Source organism: Rhodococcus sp. NPDC127527, from assembly GCF_042672245.1.
Classification (GTDB): domain Bacteria; phylum Actinomycetota; class Actinomycetes; order Mycobacteriales; family Mycobacteriaceae; genus Rhodococcus_G.
In genome coordinates, this window is record NZ_JBHXVP010000005.1 from 15,469 (window position 1) to 36,895 (window position 21,427).

Here is a 21,427-nt window from a genome sequence, read left to right on the forward strand (position 1 = left end):
GGCGTGTTTGTTGCGGTACGACGCTCGGTCGAGACCCGCTTTGTGCCCGTCAGTGCGGGTTTTTCGCATCATTGCACAGGAGTGAAACGGGTTCTAGTCTAATGGTGGATCTGCCCGCGGATCCAGCCCGTAGACCGCGCGCGCAGGCAACGATTCCAAGTGAGAAAAGGGGTTCATCAATGGAGGTCAAGGTCGATTTTGATCGATGTGAGGCCAACGGCGTGTGTGTCGGTATCGCGCCCGACGTCTTCGATCTCGACGACGACGACAACCTGCTCGTGACGCAGCCCGAGGACACCCCGGCTGCCGTTGCGCTGATGGAGGAGGCCGTCGCGCAGTGCCCGCGCGCTGCGCTGCGCCTGGAGCGCTGACCCCTGCGGCCGTCCTTGCCGCAAACGAGAACACGTTCTAAAGTGACTGGCGTCACGAACGCGGCGGGTGCTCCCCGGAGCGGAGCTGGCGGAGCGACCGCATGCTCCCGGGGCACCCGCCGCAACCGCATCAAGTTCACGAAGGCAGTGGTGATATTGGCTAGTCGCGAGGTAAGTCTGGACGGCAAGGTTGCGATCGTCACCGGTGGCGCGTCCGGCCTCGGTAAGGCGGAGGCGCTCGGCCTCGTCGCTGCCGGTGCGAACGTGGTGATCAACGACCTCGTCGCCGGCGAGCAGGCGGACGCGGTGCTCGACGAGGTCCAGGCTCTCGGCGGCAAGGCCGTGTACGTGGCCGGCGACATCGGCGAGCGCTCCACCGCGGACGCCCTGATGGCGGCCGCCCAGCAGCTCGGCGGCGTCGACATCGTGGTCAACAACGCGGGCATCGTGCGGGACAAGATGCTGTTCAGCATGTCCGACGAGGAGTGGGACCTGGTGCTCAAGGTGCACCTGCGCGGCCACTTCCTGCTCTGCCGCAACGCCGCAGTCCACTGGCGGGCCGAGTCGAAGGCCGCGGGCGCGCCCGTCTACGGCCGTCTCATCAACACTTCCTCCGAGGCCGGGCTGCTCGGCCCCGCGGGTCAGCCGAACTACGGAGCCGCGAAGGCGGGTATCACCGCGCTGACGCTCTCCGCCGCGCGCGGCCTCGAGCGCTATGGTGTCCGCGCCAACGCGATCTGCCCGCGGGCGCGCACCGCCATGACGGAGAACGTCTTCGGTGACGCTCCCGAGGACGGCACCGATCCGCTCTCGCCCGAGCACGTCGTGAACCTGGTGTCCTTCCTGGCCTCGCCCGCCGCGGACGCGATCAACGGTCAGGTCTTCATCGTCTACGGACCGATGGTCGCGCTGATGGCGGCGCCCGTCGTCGAGCAGCGCTTCGACGCCCCGGATGCGGCGTGGAGCCCGGCTGGTCTCGCCGACGCGCTCGGTGGGTACTTCGACGGCCGCGATCCGGCGCAGATGTTTGCCGCGACGGCAGCGGTGAAGTCGCTGGGCTGACCGCAAACTTTGTTGCGGTAAGAAAACCCTGAATTCGGCACGCGGGGCAGATTGGCTGGGCCAAGATGGTGGCCGGAGTGGGCACTACCTGGGGTCATTCCGTAGATACGTGTTCTAGAAATACCCGGCGCAACGGGGCGTGGGGAGCGTGTCCAGTGGGTTGCCGGGCGGGAGCGCGGCCGGTGCGAGAGCGGTTGTCACGACGTTCTCGCACCGGCCGGTTCCCCGCGTCGGTCCGCGTCGCGACGATGCGCACCCCTGTCGTTCAGGGCCGGCGAAAGGTGTAGGCAGGCAACGTGAACAGTCGATCCAAGGTTCGGCGAACCATGTCCAACCTGGCGGCGGTGCTCGGGCTCTCGAGTCTCGAGGACCGGCCCGCCGCGACAGTCACGGAACCGATGAACGCACGCGAACCGGGCAGCGGGACTCTGTCACCAGTTATTGCCTTGACGCGCGCGAATGGCTCGGATGGGAAGCGGCTTTGACACGTGAACACGTTCTAGTTAGTATGACCTGCATCACAGATGCCGGGGGGGATATCGGCCTGCCTTCCCGAGCTGTGCGCGCGAAATTTGACGAGGAGGGACAGTGAACGACCTCCTTGCCGTGCCGTTGCGCGCGGTCGGTGGCTTCTTCTCGATGACGGGGGAGACCTTCCGCGCGATGGTGCGGCCTCCCTTCCAGCACCGGGAATTCGTCGACCAGTCGTGGTTCGTGGCGCGGGTGTCGATTCTGCCGACGATTCTGGTCGCGGTGCCCTTCACCGTGTTGGTGAGCTTCACGCTCAACATCCTGCTGCGCGAGATCGGCGCGGCCGACCTCAGTGGCGCTGGCGCGGCGCTCGGCGCGGTCACCCAGATCGGGCCGATGGTCACCGTGCTGATCGTCGCCGGTGCGGGCGCGACCGCCATCTGCGCCGACCTCTCCGCGCGCACCATTCGCGAGGAGATCGATGCGATGAGGGTGCTCGGCATCGACCCCATCCAACGCCTCGTCGTGCCCCGGGTGCTCGCGTCGACGGTGGTCGCGCTGCTGCTCAACGGTCTGGTGTGCACGATCGGCATCGCCGGCGGGTTCGTGTTCTCGGTGTTCCTGCAGGGCGTCAACCCGGGAGCCTTCGTCAACGGCATCACGCTGCTGACCGGCTTCGGGGAGCTGATGATCTCGCAGCTCAAGGCCGGCCTGTTCGGCATGATCGCGGGCCTGGTGGCCTGCTACCTCGGTCTCAACGTGAAGGGTGGAGCCAAGAGCGTGGGTGACGCCGTCAATCAGACAGTCGTGTTCGCCTTCATGGCACTGTTCGTGGTCAATGTCCTGGTCACCGCCGTCGGCATCAAACTGACGGCGGGGTGACCGGATGGCACTCGCACTGACCGGACGATTCCGTGGCACCCGACGCAGCGTCGGCAAGATCTCCCAGTCCATCGACAAGATCGGTGACCACGCGCTGTTCTACGGGCGCGCCCTCGCGGCGGCGCCCAGGGCCGTCGTCCACTACCGCAAGGAAACGATCCGGCTGATCGCCGAGATCAGCATGGGCACGGGGGCGCTCGCCGTCATCGGCGGTACCGTCGTGATCGTCGGCTTCCTCACGCTGTTCGCCGGCGGCACCATCGCCGTCCAGGGCTACAGCTCGCTCGGCAACATCGGCGTCGAGGCTCTCACCGGCTTCTTCGCCGCGTTCATCAACGTGCGCATCGCCGCCCCGGTCATCGCGGGCATCGGCCTCGCCGCGACGATCGGCGCCGGCTCGACGGCACAGCTCGGCGCGATGCGCGTCTCCGAGGAGATCGACGCCCTCGAGGTGATGGCGATCCCGTCGATCCCGTACCTGGTCAGCACCCGTGTCATGGCCGGCATGATCGCGATCGTCCCGCTGTACTCGCTGGCCGTCGTCGCGTCGTTCGTCGCGAGCCGCTTCGCCACCGTCGTCATCTACGGACAGTCGTCGGGCGTCTACGACCACTACTTCTCGACCTTCCTGATGCCGACCGACATCCTGTGGTCGTTCGGTCAGGCAATCCTGATGGCTCTGGCCGTCATGCTCATCCACACCTACTACGGGTTCAACGCCAGCGGCGGCCCGGTCGGCGTGGGCGTGGCCGTTGGTAACGCGGTGCGCGCCTCGCTGATCGCCGTCGTGACGGTGACCCTGCTCCTCTCACTCGCCATCTACGGCGGGTCCGGCAACTTCAACCTCTCGGGATAGCGCGCATGACCGAATCCACGTGGAAGAAGAAGATCGCGGCGCTGGTGCTCGTGGGAAGCCTGGTTGCCGTTGTGGTTGTCGCGCTGACCATGTTCGCGGGCGGCTTCACCGACACCGAACCGGTCACCGTGACCGCGCAGCGGTCCGGCCTTGTGATGGATCGCGACGCGAAGGTCAAGCTGCGCGGCGTTCAGGTGGGCAAGGTCGCCTCGATCGAGGAGGAAGACGGCCAGGCCCAGCTGAATCTGGCCATGGATCCCTCGATGCTGCACCTGATCCCGTCGAACGCGAAGGTGGAGATCAAGTCCACCACCGTGTTCGGCGCGAAGTACGTCAACTTCGTCGTGCCCGACCAGCCGTCGTCGACGTCGCTCACCCCGGGCTCGAACATCGAGGCGTCCTCGGTGACGGTCGAGTTCAACACCCTGTTCCAGCACCTGTCGACCCTGCTGCAGCAGATCGAGCCGGAGAAGCTCAACGCCACGCTCGGCGCGATCTCGTCGGCCCTGCACGGTCGTGGCGAGGAGCTCGGCCAGCTGCTCGAGGACAGTGACTCGTACCTGAAGACGATGAACCCGACGCTGCCGCAACTGCAGCAGGACCTCGACGCCGCCGCCACGGTGACCAACACCTACGCGGACGTCACGCCGAACCTGATGAAGCTGCTCGACAACGCCACCGCGACCAGCGGTTCCATCGTCGAGGAGCAGGCGAACCTGAACCTGCTACTGATGAACGTGACCGGGCTGGCGAACACCGCCAACGACGTGCTCACGACGAACGAGGCGAACCTGACGAAGTCGCTGTCGCTGCTGAAGCCGACGACGGCGCTGCTCGCCGAGTACTCGCCGAGCATCGCATGTCTGCTCACCGGCCTGGACAAGACGCTCCCGGCGGCGAACGACATCTTCGGTGGTCTGCAGCCCGGTGTCGCCTTGAGTACGAGTTTCGTGCCCGGATCGGCTCCGTACACCTACCCGAAGGACCTGCCGAAGGTGAACGCCTCCGGTGGTCCCAACTGCTGGGGTCTGCCGGACTTCGATCCGAAGCGGGACGGCAACGCCAAGTTCGTCGTCGCCGACACCGGAACGGTCCCGTACGTCCCGTCGACGAAGACCGCAGTGAACGTGCCCAAGATGTTCCAGTGGCTGTACGCGGGCGTCGCGCCGCAGGGAGGACAGAAGTGATGCGCCCGACCACGATCAAGCTGCTCGCCTTCACCACCGTGATGGTGCTGATCTTCGCCGGACTGGCGGTCGTCTTCAGTCAGTTCCGGTTCAGCAGCTCCGACGGCTACCGCGCCGAGTTCACCAGCGCGTCCGGGCTCAAGGCAGGCGAGAAGGTCCGCATCGCGGGCGTCCCCGTCGGTTCGGTCAAGAGCGTCACGGTCGGCGCCGACAATCTCGCGGAGGTCGACTTCACCGTCGACACCAAGTACCCACTGCTGCAGAGCACGAAGGCGACGGTCCGCTACGAGAACCTGGTCGGCGACCGCTACCTCGAGCTGCTCGAGGGCGCCGGTTCCGCGGAGTCCCTCGGCGACGGTGGCACCATTCCGCAGTCGCAGACCTCGCCGGCGCTGGATCTGGACCTGCTGCTCGGCGGGTTCAAGCCGCTGCTGCGCGGTCTCGACCCCAAGCAGGTCAACGACCTCACCGGCGCGCTGGTGCAGGTGTTCCAGGGTCAGGGCGGGACGCTCGTCTCGCTGCTGGGCAGCACCAGCTCGTTCACCTCGACCCTCGCCGACCGCGACAAGCTGATCGGCGACGTGATCACCAACCTCAACACGACGCTCAAGACGATCAACGACAAGGGCGACCAGTTCTCGACCACCATCGATCAGCTCCAGCAACTGGTGAGCGGGCTGGCAAAGGACAGCGACCCGATCGGCAACGCGATCCCCAAGATCGCCACCGCCACCGGTGATCTGGCGCAGCTGCTCGAGGGTGCCCGGCCCGACCTGCAGTCCACGATCGCCGAGGCCGGCCGCGTCGCGAACCAGCTCGACGAGGGTCAGGACACCATCAACTGGGTGCTCGAACGGCTGCCGAAGACCTACAAGCAGCTGATCCGCGTCGGCACCTACGGCAGCGTCTTCCAGTTCTACACATGCTCCGTCACGATGAAGTTCTCCGGGCCGGACGGCAAGGACCTCAAGGTGGCTCTGCCCACGACCCCGACCCAGACCACCGGGAGGTGTGCACCGCTGCCATGAGCCATCGCGAGGCAAGAAATCCAGTACAGATCGGCATCATCGGGATCGTCGTCGCGGCCTCCCTGGTCCTTGCCGGCCTGCAGTACGACAAGCTGCCGTTCCTCTCGGGCGGAGCGCGGTACCAGGCCTACTTCGAGGACGCCGGTGGGCTGCTCACCGGCGACTACGTCACCGTCGCCGGCGTCAACGTCGGCAAGGTGGACAAGGTCGACCTCGACGACCAGAAGGTGCTCGTCACGTTCTCCATGAACGAGGGCATCGGCCTCGGCGACAGCACGCGGGCGGACATCAAGACCAATACGATCCTCGGCCGCAAGTCGCTGCAGGTCACCCCGGAGGGTTCCGGTGCGATGCGGGCCGGTGGCGTGATCCCGTTGGACCGCACCAACTCTCCGTACTCGCTCAACGATGCCCTCGGTGACCTGACGAATACCGTCTCCGAGCTGAACACGAAGCAGTTGAACGATTCGCTCAACGCGATGTCCGGGGCGTTGGCGAACACCCCGCCGGAGCTCCGGTCCGCGCTGGACGGCATCAGCCGGCTCTCGCAGAGCATCAACAACCGCGACCAGAGCGTGCGGGACCTGCTCTCGCGGGCCGAGAGCGTGACGAAGATCCTCGCGGACCGCAGCGGACAGATCAACTCGCTGATCGTCGACGGCAATCAGCTGCTCGGCGAACTCGACCGCCGGCGGGCTGCCATCAGTCAGCTCATCACCAACATCTCGTACGTGTCGCGGCAGCTGACCGGCCTCGTCCAGGACAACGAGCAGCAGATGAAACCCACCCTGGACAAGCTCAACTCGGTGGTCGGCATCCTGCAGAAGAACAAGGACAACATCGGCAAGGCGCTCGACGGCCTCGGGCCGTACGCGACCGCGCTCGGTGAAACCGTCGGTAGCGGACCGTTCTTCATGGCGTACGTGGCGAACTTCAGCGTCGGTCAGCTGACCCAGACGTTCACCGACTCGTTGACCTGGCCCGAGCACGTGCCGAAGGACCTGGCTAACTTCCCGCCCCTGAAGACCGAGCTGGTGGACCCGAACCGATGAGTGCCCAGATGACGAACCGAAACACATGGCTGCTGCGCGGCGGCATTGCCGCCGTGCTCGTCGCGGCACTGGTCGCGGGGGCTTTCTTCCTGTTCCCCGGGCTCGGCAAGACCACGGTCACCGCATACTTCCCGTCCACGACGGGACTGTATGCGGGTGACGACGTGCGGGTGCTCGGCGTGAAGGTCGGCAAGATCGAGAGCATCGACCCGTCCGGCGACAACGCCAAGGTGGTCATGAATGTCGACCGCTCCGTGGAGATTCCGGCCGATGCGAAGGCGATCATCGTGGCGCCGAGCCTCGTCGCGGCTCGCTTCATTCAGCTGACCCCGGTGTATTCCGGTGGCGAGGCGATGAGTGACGGTGCCTCGATCCCGGTGGAGCGCACCGCGGTTCCGGTGGAGTGGGACGAGATCAAGACCGAACTGACCAAGCTCTCCGATGCGCTGGGCCCGCAGGGCGCGGCCGACCAGGGTTCGCTCGGCACCTTCATCGACACCGCTGCGGCCAACCTCGACGGCAACGGTGACGCGCTGCGCGCGACCCTGCGTGAGCTCTCCGACACGATGAAGACGCTCTCGGACGGGCGCACCGACCTGTTCGGGACGATTCGGAACCTGCAGACGTTCGTGACCGCGTTGTCCGCGAGCAACCAGCAGATCGTGCAGTTCGGCGGGCGTCTGGCGTCGGTGTCGTCGCTGCTGGCGGAGAACTCGGACGAGCTGGGCAAGGCCCTGGGCGATCTGGACCTGGCGATGGGTGACGTGCAGCGGTTCGTCAGCGAGAACCGGGACGCGCTGACGGAGCAGGTCGGCCGGCTCGCCGACGCGACCGAAGTGCTGGCGCGCAAGCGCCCGGAGCTCGAGCAGGTCCTGCACATTGCGCCGAACGCGCTCGCGAACTTCAACAACATCTACCGGCCGGCCTCGGGTTCGGTGGCGGGTGCCATCGCGCTGAACAACACGGGCAATCCGATCAACGCCATCTGCGGCATGATCCAAGGCCTCGAGACCAACGATTCCGGCCGGTCGGCGGACCTGTGCAAGGAGTACCTCGGTCCGGTGCTGAACTCGGTGGCCGTGAACTACCCGGGCTTCATGACCAATCCGGCCGTCGGCGTGGACGCGTTGCCCGGCCAGATCGCGTACAGCCCGCCGAGCCTGGCGAACCAGGCGCCGGCCGCCGCGTCGAAGTCGTACTCGGGACCGCTCGCGGCGATGCCCACCGTCACCGTGCCCAAGGACCTCGGGGCACTGCTCAAGCCGGGAGGCGGTCGATGACCCCCAGATCCAGGAACACCAGGTCGATTCGCCGCCGCGGTGCGGTCGTGGCCGTTGCCGTCGGCCTCACTCTCACCCTGACGGGATGCGAGTGGAACGGGCTCAACTCGATTCCTTTGCCCGGTACCCAGGGAAACCAGGACGGCTCGTACACGGTCGAGATCGAGATGCCCAATGTGACGACCCTGTCGCAGAACTCGCCGGTGCGCGTCAACGACGTGACGGTCGGGACCGTGTCCGGCATCGAGGTGCAGGACTGGCACGCGCTGGTGACGGTGTCGCTGAACCCGGACGTCAAGTTGCCCGCGAACGCCACCGCGAAGATCGGTCAGACCAGCCTGCTCGGCTCGCAGCACCTCGAACTCGCGCCGCCGATCGGGATCGCGCCCCAGGGCACGCTGAAGGACGGGGACGTCATTCCGCTCGAGCGTGCCGGGGCCTACCCGACCACCGAGCAGACGCTGTCCTCGCTGTCGGTGGTGCTCAACGGCGGCGGGCTCGCCCAACTCAACGACATCACCACCGAACTGAACTCGGCCCTCGACGGCCGCGCCGAGTCGGTGCGCGACCTGCTGCCGCAGCTCGACAACCTGGTCGGCAGCCTCGACCGCCAGCGTGGCGAGATCGTCTCCGCAATGGAGGGCATCGATCGGCTGGCGGGCACCGTGAACCAGCAGAGCGCCACCCTGACCGCGGCTCTCGAGGGCATCCCGCCCGCCTTGGAGGTGCTCACGGGACAGCGGCAGAACATCACCAATGCCCTTGTCGCACTAGGCAATTTCAGTGACACGGCGACGCGGGTGATCAACCAGAGCGGCGACGATCTCAAGGCGAACCTGAAGTCGTTGACACCGCTGCTGAACCAGCTGGCGGGCACCGGCAGCGCGCTCACCAACTCGCTGACGATCATGCTCACCTACCCGTTCCCGATGAAGAATCTGGACCAGGTGGTACGCGGTGACTACGCGAACCTGATGATGACCGTCGACCTGACCAACAAGCGGCTGGACACGAACTTCCTGACCGGAACCGGACTCGGCGGCACACTCGGCGGCGTCGAGGGCGCGCTGGGCAGGACGGCGGGCATCGCCGGACAGGCCTCGAACCCACTGCAGAGTCCTGCCCCGAAGCCCACTGCCGAGCCGAAACCGGCCGCCGCACCGGTGATTCCGGGTCTACCGCAGCTCCCGCAGATTCCGGGACTGCCGCAGCTAGGAGCGCCCAAGCCATGATGCTCACGAAGTTCGTCCGCGCTCAGTTGATCATCTTCTCGATCCTGACCGTGATCGGTCTGGTGGTGATGGCCACCCAGTACGTCCGGTTGCCCGCGCTGTTCGGGATCGGCCGCTACGACGTCACGGTGCAGTTGCCGTCGACCGGTGGGCTGTATCCGCACGCGAACGTGGCGTACCGCGGCACCAATATCGGCACCGTCGACGAGGTCGTACTCACCGACACCGGCGTGGACGCCAAACTGTCCATCGACAGCAGCTACGACATCCCGGCCGACGTGGACGCGACGGTCAAGAGCGTCTCGGCCATCGGTGAGCAGTACGTGGACCTGATCCCGCGTACCGACGCCGAGCCGTATCTGTCGGACGGCGACGTGATTCCGCTCGACAGGTCGGCGGTTCCGACCGATGTCGGCTCCATGCTGGACCAGGCCGACACGCTGGTGAAGAGCATCTCGAACACCCAGTTGCGTCTCGTGGTGGACGAGGCGTTCAAGGCGTTCAACGGCGCCGGACCCGATCTGCAGCGGCTGATCGACTCGGCGCGCCTGTTCATCCAGGAGGCCAACAAGAACGTCGACGCGACCAAGACGCTGATCGACCAGGCCGGCCCACTGCTCGACACCCAGGTGGTGAGCAGCGACGCGATCCGATCCTGGACCCGGGACCTGGTTACCTTCTCGAATCAGCTGCGCGCCAGCGACCCTCAGATCAGGAACCTGCTCGAGAAGGGTCCCGACGCGGCGCAGGAGGCGAACGAACTCTTCCAGGGGCTGCAGCCGACGCTGCCGTTGCTACTGACCAATCTGGTCAGCGTCGGCGAGGTCGGCGTGATCTACAACAAGAGCATCGAGCAGGTGCTGGTGCTGTACCCGCCGATCACCGCGGCGCTGATGACGATGGCACTGAAGGGGCCCCGCGACGAGGGGGGCATGGTGAACTTCGCCGCAGAGGTGAACGATCCGCCGCCGTGCACCACCGGCTTCCTTCCCGCGGATCAGTGGCGTCCGGGCAGCGCCGTGGACACGCCGGATACGCCTGCCGGCATGTTCTGCAGGGTTGCGCAGAACGATCCGACGACCGTGCGCGGTGCGCGCAACTCGCCGTGCATGGAGTTCCCCGGCAAGCGCGCGGCGACGGTCCAGGAATGCAAGAGTCCGGAAGGCTACGTACCGCTGGGCAACAACCCGCCCAACGGCGGCGTCAAGGATCCGTCTGTACCCTCGTACACGACCGTTCCCAGCTCCTACCAGGGAACGTCCGCCGTGCCAGCCACGGCACGACCGTACGACCCGACCACGGGCAAATACACGGGGACCGACGGTCGCCTGTACTCCCAGCCCGCGCTGGCTACGGGGGGTAAGCCGAGAGAGGATTCGACGTGGCAGACGATGATGACACGTCAGCAGGGCTGACGCCCGCGAAGAAAGAGGCAGCCACGCGCAGGCGCGCGAGTCGAAGCGCCGGACCGGCCAAGGACGGTCCGGCGGTGGAGACAGTCGAGAAGGCGGTCGTGGCCGCGGCGACGACGGCCGACGCGGTTGTCGCGGAGCCGAAAGCGGCAGCCCCGGAAGCGGGTGCCTCGGCTGACGCGACGCCGAAGGTCGACCTCGCCAAGGGTGAGCCGGATGCGGCTACCGAGATTCCGGACGCCGACGAGGACACGAGCGACTCGGAACCCGCTGCCGAGACGTCCCAGCCGAAGGCGGCACGCAACTGGCGCCGACTCGCCGCGATCGGTGGCTTCGCAGTGCTGGTGGTGGCACTCGTGGTCGCGGGGATCGTGCTGCTGATCGATCGGAACTCCGCCAACGAGCGCGACGCCAAGCGTGGCCAGTTCGACCAGGTCGCCCGGCAGACGGTGCTCAACCTGACCACCATCAAGCCGGACACCGCCAAGGAAGACGTCGACCGCATCCTCGCGGGCGCGAGCGGCGAGTTCAAGTCCGAGTTCGACGGCCGCCAGGACCCCTTCGTCAGCGTCGTCAAGGAGGCCGGGGTCACCACCGTCGGCAAGATCATCGAATCGGGGATCCAGAGCGAAGACGGAAATACCGCAAAGGTTCTCGTCGCGGCGCGCGCCGACGTCAGTACCCCCGACAACACGCAGAACGGCCCGCGCGACTTCCGGATGCGGGTGACGGTCACGGACGACGGCGGGATCATGACGGCGTCGAGGGTGGAGTTTGTGCCATGAGCGAAGACGAGAAGTCGGGGAAGCCGACCGAGCCCACTGACGTGGATCCCGTTGCGGCCGAGGAGAACGCGGTAGAGGAGGCGGTCGTCGAGGGCGGTGCCGTCGAGGACGCCGCGGCACCGTCGAGCGGTCGGCGTGATCCGCTGCGCATCGCGCTGGCGGCGATCGCGGGCGTGCTCGTCCTGGCGCTGGCCGGCGGCGTCGGCTGGCTGTACTGGGGCCACCGGCAGGACGTCGCGACCGAGCAGGCTCGGGTCGATGCGGTGCAGGCCGCGGGAGACCAGGCGAAGGCGATGCTGTCGTACGACTACAACAAGGTCGACGAGCAGCTCGCCGCAGCCGCAGACGGTCTCACCGGTTCGTTCAAGGACGACTACACCAAGCTGGTGCAGGAGACGATCGCCCCGGGTGCCAAGGAGAAGAAGCTCACCGTCCAGGTGACCGTGCAGGCGGGCGCGCCCGTCTCCGCGACTCCGGACGACGCGGTGGTGCTGCTGTACCTGAACCAAATCACCACGAGTTCGGATGCGCCGGAGGCCGCGACGACCGGTAGTCGCGTGCGGATGGAGATGCACAAGGACGGCGATCGCTGGCTCACCGCGCGGCTGACGCCGGTGTAGCAGGCAGACGAAGCAGAAGAAGGGGCGCGGCCCCGGGGAGAACCCGGTAGGCCGCGCCCCTCGTCGTTTCGGCTCAGGCCTTGATTTCGTCGCCGAGCAGGGCTGCCCCGGCGACGGAGTCGCGGGCGAGCGCGGCGAGGAACGACTTGGCCCAGCGGTCCACGTCGTGCGCGAGGACCTGCCGGCGCAGCGCGCGCATCCGTCGCCGGCCCTGTTCGCGATCCTGCTCGAGTGCCTCGACCATGCTGTCCTTGACGCCGTCCAGGTCGTGCGGGTTGGTCAGGTAGGCCTGACGCAGTTCCGCTGCGGCACCGGTGAACTCGGACAGCAACAGTGCCCCTCCGAGGTCGCTGCGGCAGGCCACGTACTCCTTGGCGACCAGGTTCATGCCGTCGCGCAGCGGGGTCACCAGCATGACGTCGGCGGCGACGAAGAACGCGACCAGTTCCTCCCGCGCGATCGGCCGGTGCAGGTAGTGGACCACCGGCCGTCCGACCTGACCGAACTCGCCGTTGATCCGGCCGACCTGCTGTTCGATGTCGCCGCGCATCTGGATGTAGCTTTCGACCCGCTCGCGGCTCGGGGTGGCGAGCTGGACCATCACGTTGTCGGCCGGGTCGAGCCGGCCCTCCTCGAGCAGCTCGCGAATGGCGTTGAGCCGCACGTCGATGCCCTTGGTGTAGTCCAGCCGGTCCACCCCGAGCATGATCTTGCGCGGGTTGCCGAGCTCCTTGCGGATCTGCTTGGCGCGGTCGCGGACGGCCTTGGTGCGCGAGAGCTCGTCGAGCTTGCCGGAGTCGATCGAGATCGGGAAGGCGCCCACCCGGACGTTGCGGAAGCCGACCTGGACCACGCCCAGCTTGGATCGGACACCGACATTGCCGCGCGAGGTCGGCTGGCCGGCCAGTCGCCGCGCCAGGTACAGGAAGTTCTGCGCGCCGCCGGGCAGGTGGAATCCGATCAGGTCCGCACCGAGCAGGCCCTCGACGATCTCGGTCCGCCACGGCATCTGCATGAACAGCTCGACCGGTGGGAACGGGATGTGCAGGAAGAATCCGATCGTCAGGTCGGGCCGCAGCATGCGCAGCATCTTCGGTACCAGCTGCAGCTGGTAGTCCTGGATCCAGACGGTGGCGCCCTCGGCGGCGGCCTCCGAGGCAGCCTCGGCGAAGCGCCGGTTCACCTCGACGTAGGCGTTCCACCAGCTGCGGTCGTAGACCGGTTTGACGATGACGTCGTGGTAGAGGGGCCACAGGGTGGCGTTGGAGAAGCCCTCGTAGTAGTCCGCGACTTCCTGCGCGCTGAGCCGGACGGGATGCAGCTCGATGCCGTCCTCGACGATGGGGCCGAGGTCGGTGTCCGGCACCCCGGGCCAACCGACCCAGGCGCCGCTCTTGCCGCGAAGGATGGGTTCGAGCGCGGTGACCAGGCCGCCCGGACTGCGCTTCCATCGGGTGCTGCCGTCGGGGAGTTTCTCCAGGTCGACGGGCAGCCGATTGGCGACGACGACAAACTCCGAGGCGGCAGAGCCCACTGTCTTCCTTCAGGTCGGGGGCCGCGGGATCCGTCAGCCCAGAGCCTGCGGAGCTGACGGAAGCGGCGAGCTAGTCGATCTTGGCCGAGGGGCCGATGCCCAGCATAGACAGCAGCATCCGGCATTCGTCGGCGTCTTCCGCATACGCGGCGACGACGCGCTGAGCCTGACGTGCGGTCTCGTCGGCGACCGGTTCGAGCTCCTCGTCGGCGATGTCGTTCTCGGTGGTGGTGTCGGTGGCCATGGTGCTGGTTCCTCCCAGGCGAGCTGCGGAATGTGCAGCTTGTCGTTCGTCTGAGCGACTCTAGGAGAACCGGGCTGTTCTGCGCCAGTTCCCCGTCGGTTAGGGTTCGCTAACTTAACGAGACGAGGGGGGTCGGATGGGGCGCACACCCACCCGCATCGACGGCGGCGCAATCCTGCGTCGCACGCTCGGCAGGCACCGCCGCAGGCTGGCCGTGGGCACGGTACTGATGGTCGTGCACCAGCTCGCCGAGACCGCGGTGCCGATCGCGATCGGCGTGATCGTCGGTCGGGCGGTCACCACCGGGGCGACGGGGGCCCTGCTGTGGTCGGTGGCGGGCCTGGGCGCACTGTTTCTGGTGCTCACCGCCGCGTGGCGCACCGGCGCCCGGCTGATCGTCGCCGCCATGCAGAGCGAGGCGCACCTGCTGCGGGTGGAGGTGGCCGGTCGGATCCTGCATCCGCGCGGCGTCCGCACCGATCTGCGCTCGGGTGAACTGCTCACCGTCGCTACCTCCGACGCGGAGCGCGAGGCGTGGATCCTCGACGTGCTGCCGCGGATCGTCGCTGCACTGACCGGCGTGGTCGCGTCGGCGGTCACGTTGCTGCTCATCGACGTCCCGCTCGGCCTGGCGGTCCTGCTGGGTACCCCGGTGATCCTGGGGCTGATGCAGCTGGTGGCCCCGCTGATCACCCGGCGTGCCACCGCGCAGCAGGAGGCGACCGCCCGCGCGTCGGGCATGGCGACCGACCTGGTCGCCGGGCTGCGGCCGTTGCGGGGGATCGGGGCCGAGGCCGAGGCGACGCGGCGCTACCGCGAGGTCAGCGGGCGGGCCCTCGACGCCACCCTGCGGGCCGCCCGGACCTCCGGAGCCTTCCTCGGCGTGTCGGTGACGGTCAGCGCGCTGCTGGCGGTCGGCGTGGCGGGATTCGCCGGCGCCCTTGCGCTGGAGGGCCGAATCACCGTGGGCGAGCTGATCACCGTGGTCGGGCTCTCGCAGTTCGTCATCGAGCCGCTCGGGATGCTCGCGCGGGTGCCCGGGTACGTCGCGAACGCCCGCGCGTCGGCGGACCGCCTCGCCCTGGTGCTCGACGCGGAGCCGCTGGTGCCCGCCGGCTCGCATCCGCTGCCCGCCACCACCGACCTCGAGCTCGCCGACGTGCACTATCGCTCGCTACGCGGGCTGTCCATGCGCGCGGAGCCGGGGGAGCTGCTCGGGGTGCTCGCGCACGGCCCGCAGGACGCGGAGGCGCTCGCGCAGTTGCTGTCCGGGCACGTCCCGCCCGAGGACTACCGCGGTCAGGTCACCGTCGGCGGCGCGGGCCTGGCCGAACTCGACCTCGCGCAGGCCCGCCGGGCGCTGCTGGTCGAGCCGCATCACGCAGACCTGTTCGCCGGCACCGTCGGCTCGAACGTGGCGGCCGGGAGGCCCGACGCGGACCCGGCGGCCGTGCGCCTGGCACTGGAGGCCTCCGCCGCCGCGGACGTCGTCGGCTCCCACCCGCACGGACTGGACCTCGCCGTGACCGACCGCGGCTCGAGCCTGTCCGGCGGGCAACGGCAGCGGGTCGCGCTGGCTCGGGCTCTGCTCGCGCAGGCGCCGGTGCTCGTGCTGCACGATCCCACCACCGCCGTCGACGCGGTGACCGAACAGGCCATCGCGGAAGGCATCTCGCGACTGCGTCACGCGCCGGACGGGCCGCGGGTGCACACCACCGTGCTGATCACCAGCAGCCCGGCGCTGCTGTCGGTCGCGGACCGGGTGGTCGTGCTCGACGACGGTCGCGTCGCGGGCGAGGGCACGCACGGCGAACTCGCCGCGGCCGACGAGAACTACCGGAAGGTCGTGCTGCGATGAGTGCGCCGGCGAATGCTGTCGTCCGCCTGCCGATCGCGTCGGCGCGGGAGAGCTGGGCCTGGCTGCGCGCCGAGTTCGGCCGAGCCCGAGGGCTGACCGCGGCGACGGTCGCCGTCGGCCTGGTCGGTGCCGCGGTGTCCCTGGTGCCGATCTACGTGTTCGGCGTTCTGGTCGACCAGGTCCGCGCCCACGAGCCCGTGTCCGCGATCGTCGGCGTGGTCGTGGTGATCACCGTCGCCGCGATCGTGGGCGGCGTGTTCGCGGGCTGGGGTTCGGTGCTGATCAGCAGGCTCGGCGAGAGCCTGCTCGCCCGGCTGCGCGAGCGGACGGTCGAGCGGGCCCTGACCCTGCCCGTCGCCACCGTCGAGCGAGTCGGCAAGGGCGACTTGCTCTCCCGGGTCGGCGACGACGTGTCCGTGATCGGCAAGGCGGTGTCCGAGGTGGTGCCGAACCTGGTCTCGGCGGTGCTGTTGGTCGGGCTCAGCATGGTCGCGATGCTCGGCATCGACTGGCGCCTCGGTCTGGCCGGGGCGGTCGCCCTGCCGATGTACGCGCTGGCCCTGCACTGGTACCTGCCGCGGTCCGGACCGATGTTCGCGGCGGAGCGGGTCGCCATGGGGGATCGGTCCCAGTCGCTGATCGCCAGCATGACCGGCGCCCGCACGGTCCGCGCCTACGGGCTCGAGGAGCCGCACCTGGCCGAGATCGACCAGGCCTCCGGGCGTGCCCGTGACATCGCGACCGGGGTGTTCACCCTGTTCACCCGGTTCGCGGGCCGAGGCAACCGGGCGGAGTTCGTCGGGCTGTCGGCGATCCTGGTGGTCGGGTTCGTGTTGGTGAAGGGAGAGTTGGCGACGGTCGGCGAGACGACCGCCGCGGCGCTGCTGTTCCACCGTCTCTTCAACCCGATCGGCATGCTGATGTACACCTTCAACGAGATCCAGTCCGCCGGTGCGAGTCTGGCCCGACTGGTCGGCGTGGTGAACATCCCGGCGCCGTGTACCGAGGCGTCCGGCGCGGTGCCCGCGACCGCGGAGCTGCGACTGTCCGGAATCCGGCACAGCTACGACGGTGACCGGGAGGTGTTGCGCGGCATCGACCTTCGCGTCGCACCCGGCGAGCGGGTGGCGCTGGTCGGGTCGACCGGCGCCGGCAAGACCACCGTCGCGGCCGTCGCGGCGGGTTCGATCGTCCCGACCGCCGGCGCCGTCACGATCGGCGGTGTGCCGCTCGCGGACCTGGGCGACGGCCTGCGCGGGCAGGTGGTGATCGTCAGCCAGGAGGTGCACGTGTTCGCCGGTCCGCTGATCGAGGACCTGCGCCTGGCCCGGCCGTCGGCGAGTGTGCCGGACGCCGACGCGGCCCTGGCGACGGTCGGCGCCCTGGAGTGGGTGCGCGCGCTCGACGACGGGCTCGACACCGTGGTGGGGGAGGGCGGCCACCCACTCACGGCCGCACAGGCCCAGCAGTTGGCGCTCGCGCGGCTGGTGCTGGCCGACCCGCCGGTGGTCGTGCTCGACGAGGCGACGGCGGAGGCGGGCAGTGCCGGTGCCCGCGACCTGGAGGTCGCCGCGGCCGCCGCGACCCGTGGGCGCACCGCGTTGGTGGTCGCGCACCGGCTGACCCAGGCCGCGACCGCCGACCGGGTGCTCGTGCTCGAGCACGGCGAGGTGGTCGAGAGCGGCACCCATGCGGACCTCGTCGCGGCGCAGGGGCGATATGCACAGTTGTGGGCGGCGTGGGAGGGCCGCTGACCGGAGACGTTCGAGCGGGTCGTGGCACAGGGATGGCGCGCGGTCGGCAAACGTGCGATGGTGGCCGGGCGAGCAGGTCTCCCGAGCATGCGCAGGTGATCGACGATGCCCATCGACAACGACGTGTACGACCGCGTCGGCGCGAGCTGGTGGGACGAGGACAATCCGCTCAACATGCTGCACGGGAGCCTGACCCCGGGGCGGTTCGCCTACTTCCGGGAGGTGCTCGCGCGCCGGCTGGGACGCGACTACGCGGGCCTGCGTGCGCTCGACATCGGCTCGGGCGGCGGCTTCCTCGCGGAGGAGTTCGCCCGTATCGGCTTCCGGGTCGTCGGCGTGGACCCGTCGGTGGTGTCGGTCGACGCGGCCCGAAGGCACGCCGCGACAGGCGATCTCGACATCGACTATCGGATCGGGGCCGGTGAGCGGTTGCCGGTGCCGGACGCAACCTACGACGTCGCCTACTGCTGCGACGTCCTCGAGCACGTGACCGACCTCGACGCGGTCATCGGTGAGACCGCTCGCGCGTTGAAGCCCGGTGGGCTCTACCTGTTCGACACCATCAACCGGACGCTGGTCAGCAGGATCGTGGCCATCAAGATCATGCAGGAGTGGCGGCTGACGCGCCTGTTCGACACGGCCGTGCACGACTGGTCCATGTGCATCCGGCCCGACGAGCTGGTCGCGGCGCTCGACCGGCGGGGGTTGCGGACCGGTGAGGTCGTCGGGCTGGGCCCGCGGTCGAAGAATCCGCTGCGGGTGCTGGACATGGCACGGGCCGCGCGCGGGCGCCTGTCCTGGGGAGAGGCGAGCCGGCGACTCGACTTCGGCCGGACCCGGACCACCGCCATCTCCTACATGGGCTACGCGGTCAAGGCCTGACCGCAGCCGCTAGGTCAGGAGTTTGGCGCGCAGGGCGTCGATGGTGGCCCGGTCGAGTCCGAGGCCGTCGCGCACGTACTTGTCGAAGCTGCCGTAGATCCGGTTCATCTGGTCGAAAGCCGCGTCGAGCCAGGACAGGTCGACCGCGTCGGTGCGACCGAGGTAGGTGTTCGACGCCATGAAGTCGGCGTTGACCATGTCGCGGGGGACCCCGAGCAGTGTGAGCAGCACCGCGGTGCTCCAGCCGGTGCGGTCCTTGCCCGCGGTGCAGTGGTACATCGTGGCGCCACTGTCGTTGTGCGCGATGGCCTTCAGCAGGTCGCCGAACGCGATGTCCGATCCGTGGTAGCTGACCATGAAGGGGTACCCGACGGACTGTCCGATGTTCGATGAGCCGCTGACCGCCGCGTCGATCAACGCGCGCCCGAGCGTGAGCGGCACGAACTCGTGGAACCAGACGCCGTTGTCCAGGCCGACGACGTCGGCCACCTGGTATCGCACGCCCGGCGGAAGCCGGTCCGGCGCCTCGGCGCGTTCGGACGCGTTGCGCAGGTCCACGTCGAGGGTGACGTTCGCGGCGGTCAGCTTCGCCAGGTCCGAGTCGGTCAGCGAGTCGAGCCTGTTGGAGCGGTAGACGAGTCCGGTGCGAACCTTCCGGCCGTCGGTCGTCGTGTACCCGCCGACGTCGCGGAAGTTCTTCGCGGAGTCGAGTCGAACCGCGTTCGGTGCGGGGGCGGGCAGTTCCGGGAGCGGCGCCGACGGTCCGGACGAACCGAACTGGCTCGAACCGGAATTCAGGTCGCTCGAGTCGGCAACGGCCAGGGCGGGGGTCACGAGTGCCGGCGCCAGCGCGATCACGCCGGCGAGGACGAGTCCCGCCGGACGGGAGTACCTGTGTGCTGACATCGTCGTCCCCTCGAAATCCGCGGTCGGGGGAGCCTCGCCCCCGGCAAACTCGTGCGAGGCTACTAGGCCGACCCGCCGGGCGTGGGCCTTTCCGGACGCGTGAACGGAAAGGCCCGACCGGCTACGTGCCCAGGTAGCCGCCGCCGTGCGGGAAGAACTCCTTGCCGGTCATCTCCGTGCCGTCGTCGAGGCGGACCCGCTCGATGGACAGGCCCTTGTTGCGGCCGCTCCAGGCGTCCGGGCCCGCGACGATGACCATGCCGTCGCCCTCGTGGATGAACACCCGGCCGGGGGTGCCGCCGTAGCACCCCCGCGACACCGACGACTCGAGGACGCGGACGCGCTGACCCTTGAACGTGGTGAACGCGTTGGGGTACGGGTCGGACTGGGCGCGCACCAGGCGTTCGATGACCTCGGCGGGCCAGGTCCAGTCGATGCGGCTGTCCTCGGGTGCGCGCTTGTGGAAGAAGGTGGCCTGCGAGCGGTCCTGCGGGGTCCAGTCGGTGCGACCGGACTCGATCAGGTCGAGGGCGTCGACGGCGATGGGGCCGATCATGTCCACGGTGCGGTGGAACAGGTCGGTCACGGTGTCCTTCGGTCCGACCGGGGTGGACCGCTGCAGCACGATCGCGCCGGCGTCGAGTTCCTCGTCCATCAGGTGCGCGGTGAGGCCGACCTCGGACTCGCCGTTGACGAGCGCCCAGATCAGCGGCGAGAAGCCGGTGTACTTCGGCAGCAGCGAGTCGTGGATGTTGAGGGTGCCGTAGCGGGGGCGGTCGAAGACGTCCTTGGGCAGCCAGGTCCGCCAGTTGTTGGCGACGATGATGTCCGGGTCCGCCTCGGCGAGGGCCACCTTGAACGCGTCGTCGGGCTTGTTCGCGATGTGCACCGGGACTGAGTGTTCGGCCGCGAGGTCGGCGACCGAGTCGGCCCACATCCGCTCGTAGGCGTGATCACTGCGCGGATGGGTGACGGCGAGTACCACCTCGTGCTTGGAGCCGAGGAGGGCCTGCAGGGTACGGTGACCCCAGGTCTGGTATCCGAGCGTGGCGACTCTCAAGGGTTCTCCTCCTGGGGCGAGTGCGTCTGTGTGCCGTCGAGGGGATCGACGCGGGCTAGCTTAGGCTAACCATATGTTTCGGGTAGCGGGCCGTCCCCGGTTCCTCGCCAGAAAGGTTCGTCGATGCCGCTCGCCACGATCAATGGGATTCAGCTGAATTACCAGGTCAAGGGCTCAGGTGACCTGGTCGTGCTGATCATGGGGACGGGTAGCCCCGGGCGGGTGTGGGAGCTGCACCAGGTGCCCGCGCTGCTCGACGCCGGCTACCGCGTGTGCACCTTCGACAATCGTGGCATCGCGCCGACCGACGAGTGCGCGGGCGGCATCAAGATCGAGGAGATGGTCGCGGACACCGCGGCGCTGATCGAGCACCTCGGCGGCGGTCCCGCCTACGTCGTCGGCACCTCGCTCGGTGCCCGCATCGCGCAGGAACTGGCGCTCACTCGCCCCGAGCTCGTGCGGAAGGCGGTGTTCCTCGCGGCGCACGGCAGGCGCGACGCGCTGCAGAAGGCGCTGTCGGAGGGCGAGCGCGAACTCGACCGCAAGGGCATCACGTTGCCGAGCGGCTACCGGGCGGCGATCACCGCGGTGCTCAACCTGTCGCCGGCCTCGATGGTCGACCAGATGGCCGCGCAGGACTGGCTCGACATCTTCGCGTTCTCGAAGTCCGAGACGTCGCCGGGTATTCGGGCGCAGCAGAATCTCGACGACTTCGGCGACCGGCTGTCGGCTTACGGCAAGATCACCGTGCCGTGCCTGGCTGTCGGCTTCGCCGACGACCGGCTGGTGCCCGCGCATCTCGCGGCCGAGGTGGCCAAGGCGATCCCCGGCGCCCAGTACGTCGAGCTGCCCGACTGCGGTCACTACGGGTACCTCGAGCGGCCGGACGCGGTGAACTCCGCGGTGCTCGGCTTCCTCGCGGGGGAGTAGATCCCCGGGCTAGTTTGCCTA

The 21,427-nt window shown here is 68.5% G+C and carries 20 protein-coding genes; 16 read left to right on the forward strand and 4 right to left on the reverse strand.

The features are described 5' to 3' along the window. Positions 1-179: 179 nt before the first annotated feature. The 12 genes from ACFVH2_RS10520 to ACFVH2_RS10575 all read left to right on the forward strand — a co-directional run bounded on the left by ACFVH2_RS10520 (position 180) and on the right by ACFVH2_RS10575 (position 12,238). Positions 180-371, forward strand: a complete 192-nt coding sequence (locus ACFVH2_RS10520; protein ID WP_378425706.1) for a ferredoxin — start codon at positions 180-182, stop codon at positions 369-371. Between the two features lie 156 nt (positions 372-527). After that, positions 528-1,433 carry a 3-oxoacyl-ACP reductase gene (locus tag ACFVH2_RS10525; protein ID WP_378425704.1) on the forward strand — a complete coding sequence of 302 codons (906 nt, stop codon included), beginning with the start codon at positions 528-530 and terminating at the stop codon, positions 1,431-1,433. 588 nt (positions 1,434-2,021) lie between these two features. Further along, positions 2,022-2,786, forward strand: coding sequence for an MlaE family ABC transporter permease (locus ACFVH2_RS10530; protein WP_378425702.1), 765 nt, complete (start codon positions 2,022-2,024; stop codon positions 2,784-2,786). Positions 2,787-2,790: 4 nt separating this feature from the next. Then, positions 2,791-3,642, forward strand: coding sequence for an MlaE family ABC transporter permease (locus tag ACFVH2_RS10535; RefSeq protein WP_378425700.1), 852 nt, complete (start codon positions 2,791-2,793; stop codon positions 3,640-3,642). Positions 3,643-3,647: 5 nt separating this feature from the next. Continuing rightward, positions 3,648-4,829 carry an MCE family protein gene (locus tag ACFVH2_RS10540; protein ID WP_378425698.1) on the forward strand — a complete coding sequence of 394 codons (1,182 nt, stop codon included), beginning with the start codon at positions 3,648-3,650 and terminating at the stop codon, positions 4,827-4,829. Further along, entirely contained in the window at positions 4,829-5,857 is a 1,029-nt protein-coding gene (locus tag ACFVH2_RS10545; protein WP_378425696.1) for an MCE family protein, read from the forward strand. The genes ACFVH2_RS10540 and ACFVH2_RS10545 overlap by 1 nt, the downstream gene beginning before the upstream one ends. Continuing rightward, the gene (locus ACFVH2_RS10550) at positions 5,854-6,909 is read left to right on the forward strand and encodes an MCE family protein (protein ID WP_378425695.1); all 1,056 of its coding nucleotides are present in this window, start codon (positions 5,854-5,856) and stop codon (positions 6,907-6,909) included. Before ACFVH2_RS10545 ends, ACFVH2_RS10550 begins: the two co-directional genes overlap by 4 nt. A gap of 8 nt (positions 6,910-6,917) precedes the next feature. Then, positions 6,918-8,189 (forward strand): MCE family protein, encoded by a 1,272-nt coding sequence (locus ACFVH2_RS10555; RefSeq protein ID WP_378425693.1) that lies wholly within the window; start codon positions 6,918-6,920, stop codon positions 8,187-8,189. Beyond that, the gene (locus ACFVH2_RS10560) at positions 8,186-9,421 is read left to right on the forward strand and encodes an MCE family protein (protein ID WP_378425691.1); all 1,236 of its coding nucleotides are present in this window, start codon (positions 8,186-8,188) and stop codon (positions 9,419-9,421) included. Before ACFVH2_RS10555 ends, ACFVH2_RS10560 begins: the two co-directional genes overlap by 4 nt. Next, complete coding sequence (locus ACFVH2_RS10565) at positions 9,418-10,836, forward strand: MCE family protein (RefSeq protein WP_378425689.1); 1,419 nt, start codon at positions 9,418-9,420, stop codon at positions 10,834-10,836. The genes ACFVH2_RS10560 and ACFVH2_RS10565 overlap by 4 nt, the downstream gene beginning before the upstream one ends. Positions 10,837-10,910: 74 nt before the next feature. Then, on the forward strand, positions 10,911-11,618 hold the full coding sequence (locus ACFVH2_RS10570; RefSeq protein ID WP_378425687.1) for a hypothetical protein: 708 nt from the start codon (positions 10,911-10,913) through the stop codon (positions 11,616-11,618). Continuing rightward, positions 11,615-12,238, forward strand: coding sequence for a h domain protein (locus tag ACFVH2_RS10575; protein ID WP_378425685.1), 624 nt, complete (start codon positions 11,615-11,617; stop codon positions 12,236-12,238). The genes ACFVH2_RS10570 and ACFVH2_RS10575 overlap by 4 nt, the downstream gene beginning before the upstream one ends. Positions 12,239-12,311: 73 nt before the next feature. Here ACFVH2_RS10575 and ACFVH2_RS10580 read toward each other — a convergent pair whose 3' ends face one another. Together ACFVH2_RS10580 and ACFVH2_RS10585 are read right to left on the reverse strand one after the other, a co-directional pair. After that, positions 12,312-13,772, reverse strand: coding sequence for a trehalose-6-phosphate synthase (locus ACFVH2_RS10580; RefSeq protein WP_378425683.1), 1,461 nt, complete (start codon positions 13,770-13,772; stop codon positions 12,312-12,314). Between the two features lie 70 nt (positions 13,773-13,842). Further along, positions 13,843-14,016 carry a hypothetical protein gene (locus tag ACFVH2_RS10585; RefSeq protein WP_181762798.1) on the reverse strand — a complete coding sequence of 58 codons (174 nt, stop codon included), beginning with the start codon at positions 14,014-14,016 and terminating at the stop codon, positions 13,843-13,845. Positions 14,017-14,152: 136 nt separating this feature from the next. On the opposite strand from ACFVH2_RS10585, the gene ACFVH2_RS10590 reads away from it, so the two are divergent. From ACFVH2_RS10590 to ubiG, 3 genes are all read left to right on the forward strand, one after another. Then, the gene (locus ACFVH2_RS10590) at positions 14,153-15,874 is read left to right on the forward strand and encodes an ABC transporter ATP-binding protein (protein WP_378425680.1); all 1,722 of its coding nucleotides are present in this window, start codon (positions 14,153-14,155) and stop codon (positions 15,872-15,874) included. Then, positions 15,871-17,628, forward strand: coding sequence for an ABC transporter ATP-binding protein (locus tag ACFVH2_RS10595; RefSeq protein WP_378425678.1), 1,758 nt, complete (start codon positions 15,871-15,873; stop codon positions 17,626-17,628). The genes ACFVH2_RS10590 and ACFVH2_RS10595 overlap by 4 nt, the downstream gene beginning before the upstream one ends. Before the next feature lie 105 nt (positions 17,629-17,733). Continuing rightward, complete coding sequence (ubiG, locus tag ACFVH2_RS10600; RefSeq protein ID WP_378425675.1) at positions 17,734-18,510, forward strand: bifunctional 2-polyprenyl-6-hydroxyphenol methylase/3-demethylubiquinol 3-O-methyltransferase UbiG; 777 nt, start codon at positions 17,734-17,736, stop codon at positions 18,508-18,510. Between the two features lie 9 nt (positions 18,511-18,519). On the opposite strand, the gene ACFVH2_RS10605 is transcribed toward ubiG, so the two are convergent. Further along, positions 18,520-19,416 (reverse strand): tyrosine-protein phosphatase, encoded by an 897-nt coding sequence (locus ACFVH2_RS10605; protein ID WP_378425673.1) that lies wholly within the window; start codon positions 19,414-19,416, stop codon positions 18,520-18,522. A 121-nt stretch (positions 19,417-19,537) separates the two neighbouring features. After that, the gene (locus tag ACFVH2_RS10610; RefSeq protein ID WP_378425671.1) at positions 19,538-20,476 is read right to left on the reverse strand and encodes a methionyl-tRNA formyltransferase; all 939 of its coding nucleotides are present in this window, start codon (positions 20,474-20,476) and stop codon (positions 19,538-19,540) included. Between the two features lie 123 nt (positions 20,477-20,599). On the opposite strand from ACFVH2_RS10610, the gene ACFVH2_RS10615 reads away from it, so the two are divergent. Beyond that, positions 20,600-21,406: an alpha/beta fold hydrolase gene (locus ACFVH2_RS10615; RefSeq protein ID WP_378425669.1), complete on the forward strand. Its 807-nt coding sequence runs from the start codon at positions 20,600-20,602 to the stop codon at positions 21,404-21,406. Positions 21,407-21,427 lie beyond the last annotated feature (21 nt).

Coding starts and splice junctions, on each gene's coding strand:
- ACFVH2_RS10540 (WP_378425698.1), top strand. CDS start 3,648: ATGACCGAATCCACGTGGAAGAAGAAGATCGCGGCGCTGGTGCTCGTG.
- ACFVH2_RS10615 (WP_378425669.1), top strand. CDS start 20,600: ATGCCGCTCGCCACGATCAATGGGATTCAGCTGAATTACCAGGTCAAG.
- ACFVH2_RS10555 (WP_378425693.1), top strand. CDS start 6,918: ATGACGAACCGAAACACATGGCTGCTGCGCGGCGGCATTGCCGCCGTG.
- ACFVH2_RS10585 (WP_181762798.1), bottom strand. CDS start 14,016: ATGGCCACCGACACCACCACCGAGAACGACATCGCCGACGAGGAGCTC.
- ACFVH2_RS10590 (WP_378425680.1), top strand. CDS start 14,153: ATGGGGCGCACACCCACCCGCATCGACGGCGGCGCAATCCTGCGTCGC.
- ACFVH2_RS10535 (WP_378425700.1), top strand. CDS start 2,791: ATGGCACTCGCACTGACCGGACGATTCCGTGGCACCCGACGCAGCGTC.
- ACFVH2_RS10595 (WP_378425678.1), top strand. CDS start 15,871: ATGAGTGCGCCGGCGAATGCTGTCGTCCGCCTGCCGATCGCGTCGGCG.
- ubiG (WP_378425675.1), top strand. CDS start 17,734: ATGCCCATCGACAACGACGTGTACGACCGCGTCGGCGCGAGCTGGTGG.
- ACFVH2_RS10560 (WP_378425691.1), top strand. CDS start 8,186: ATGACCCCCAGATCCAGGAACACCAGGTCGATTCGCCGCCGCGGTGCG.
- ACFVH2_RS10575 (WP_378425685.1), top strand. CDS start 11,615: ATGAGCGAAGACGAGAAGTCGGGGAAGCCGACCGAGCCCACTGACGTG.
- ACFVH2_RS10545 (WP_378425696.1), top strand. CDS start 4,829: ATGCGCCCGACCACGATCAAGCTGCTCGCCTTCACCACCGTGATGGTG.
- ACFVH2_RS10550 (WP_378425695.1), top strand. CDS start 5,854: ATGAGCCATCGCGAGGCAAGAAATCCAGTACAGATCGGCATCATCGGG.
- ACFVH2_RS10520 (WP_378425706.1), top strand. CDS start 180: ATGGAGGTCAAGGTCGATTTTGATCGATGTGAGGCCAACGGCGTGTGT.
- ACFVH2_RS10605 (WP_378425673.1), bottom strand. CDS start 19,416: ATGTCAGCACACAGGTACTCCCGTCCGGCGGGACTCGTCCTCGCCGGC.
- ACFVH2_RS10565 (WP_378425689.1), top strand. CDS start 9,418: ATGATGCTCACGAAGTTCGTCCGCGCTCAGTTGATCATCTTCTCGATC.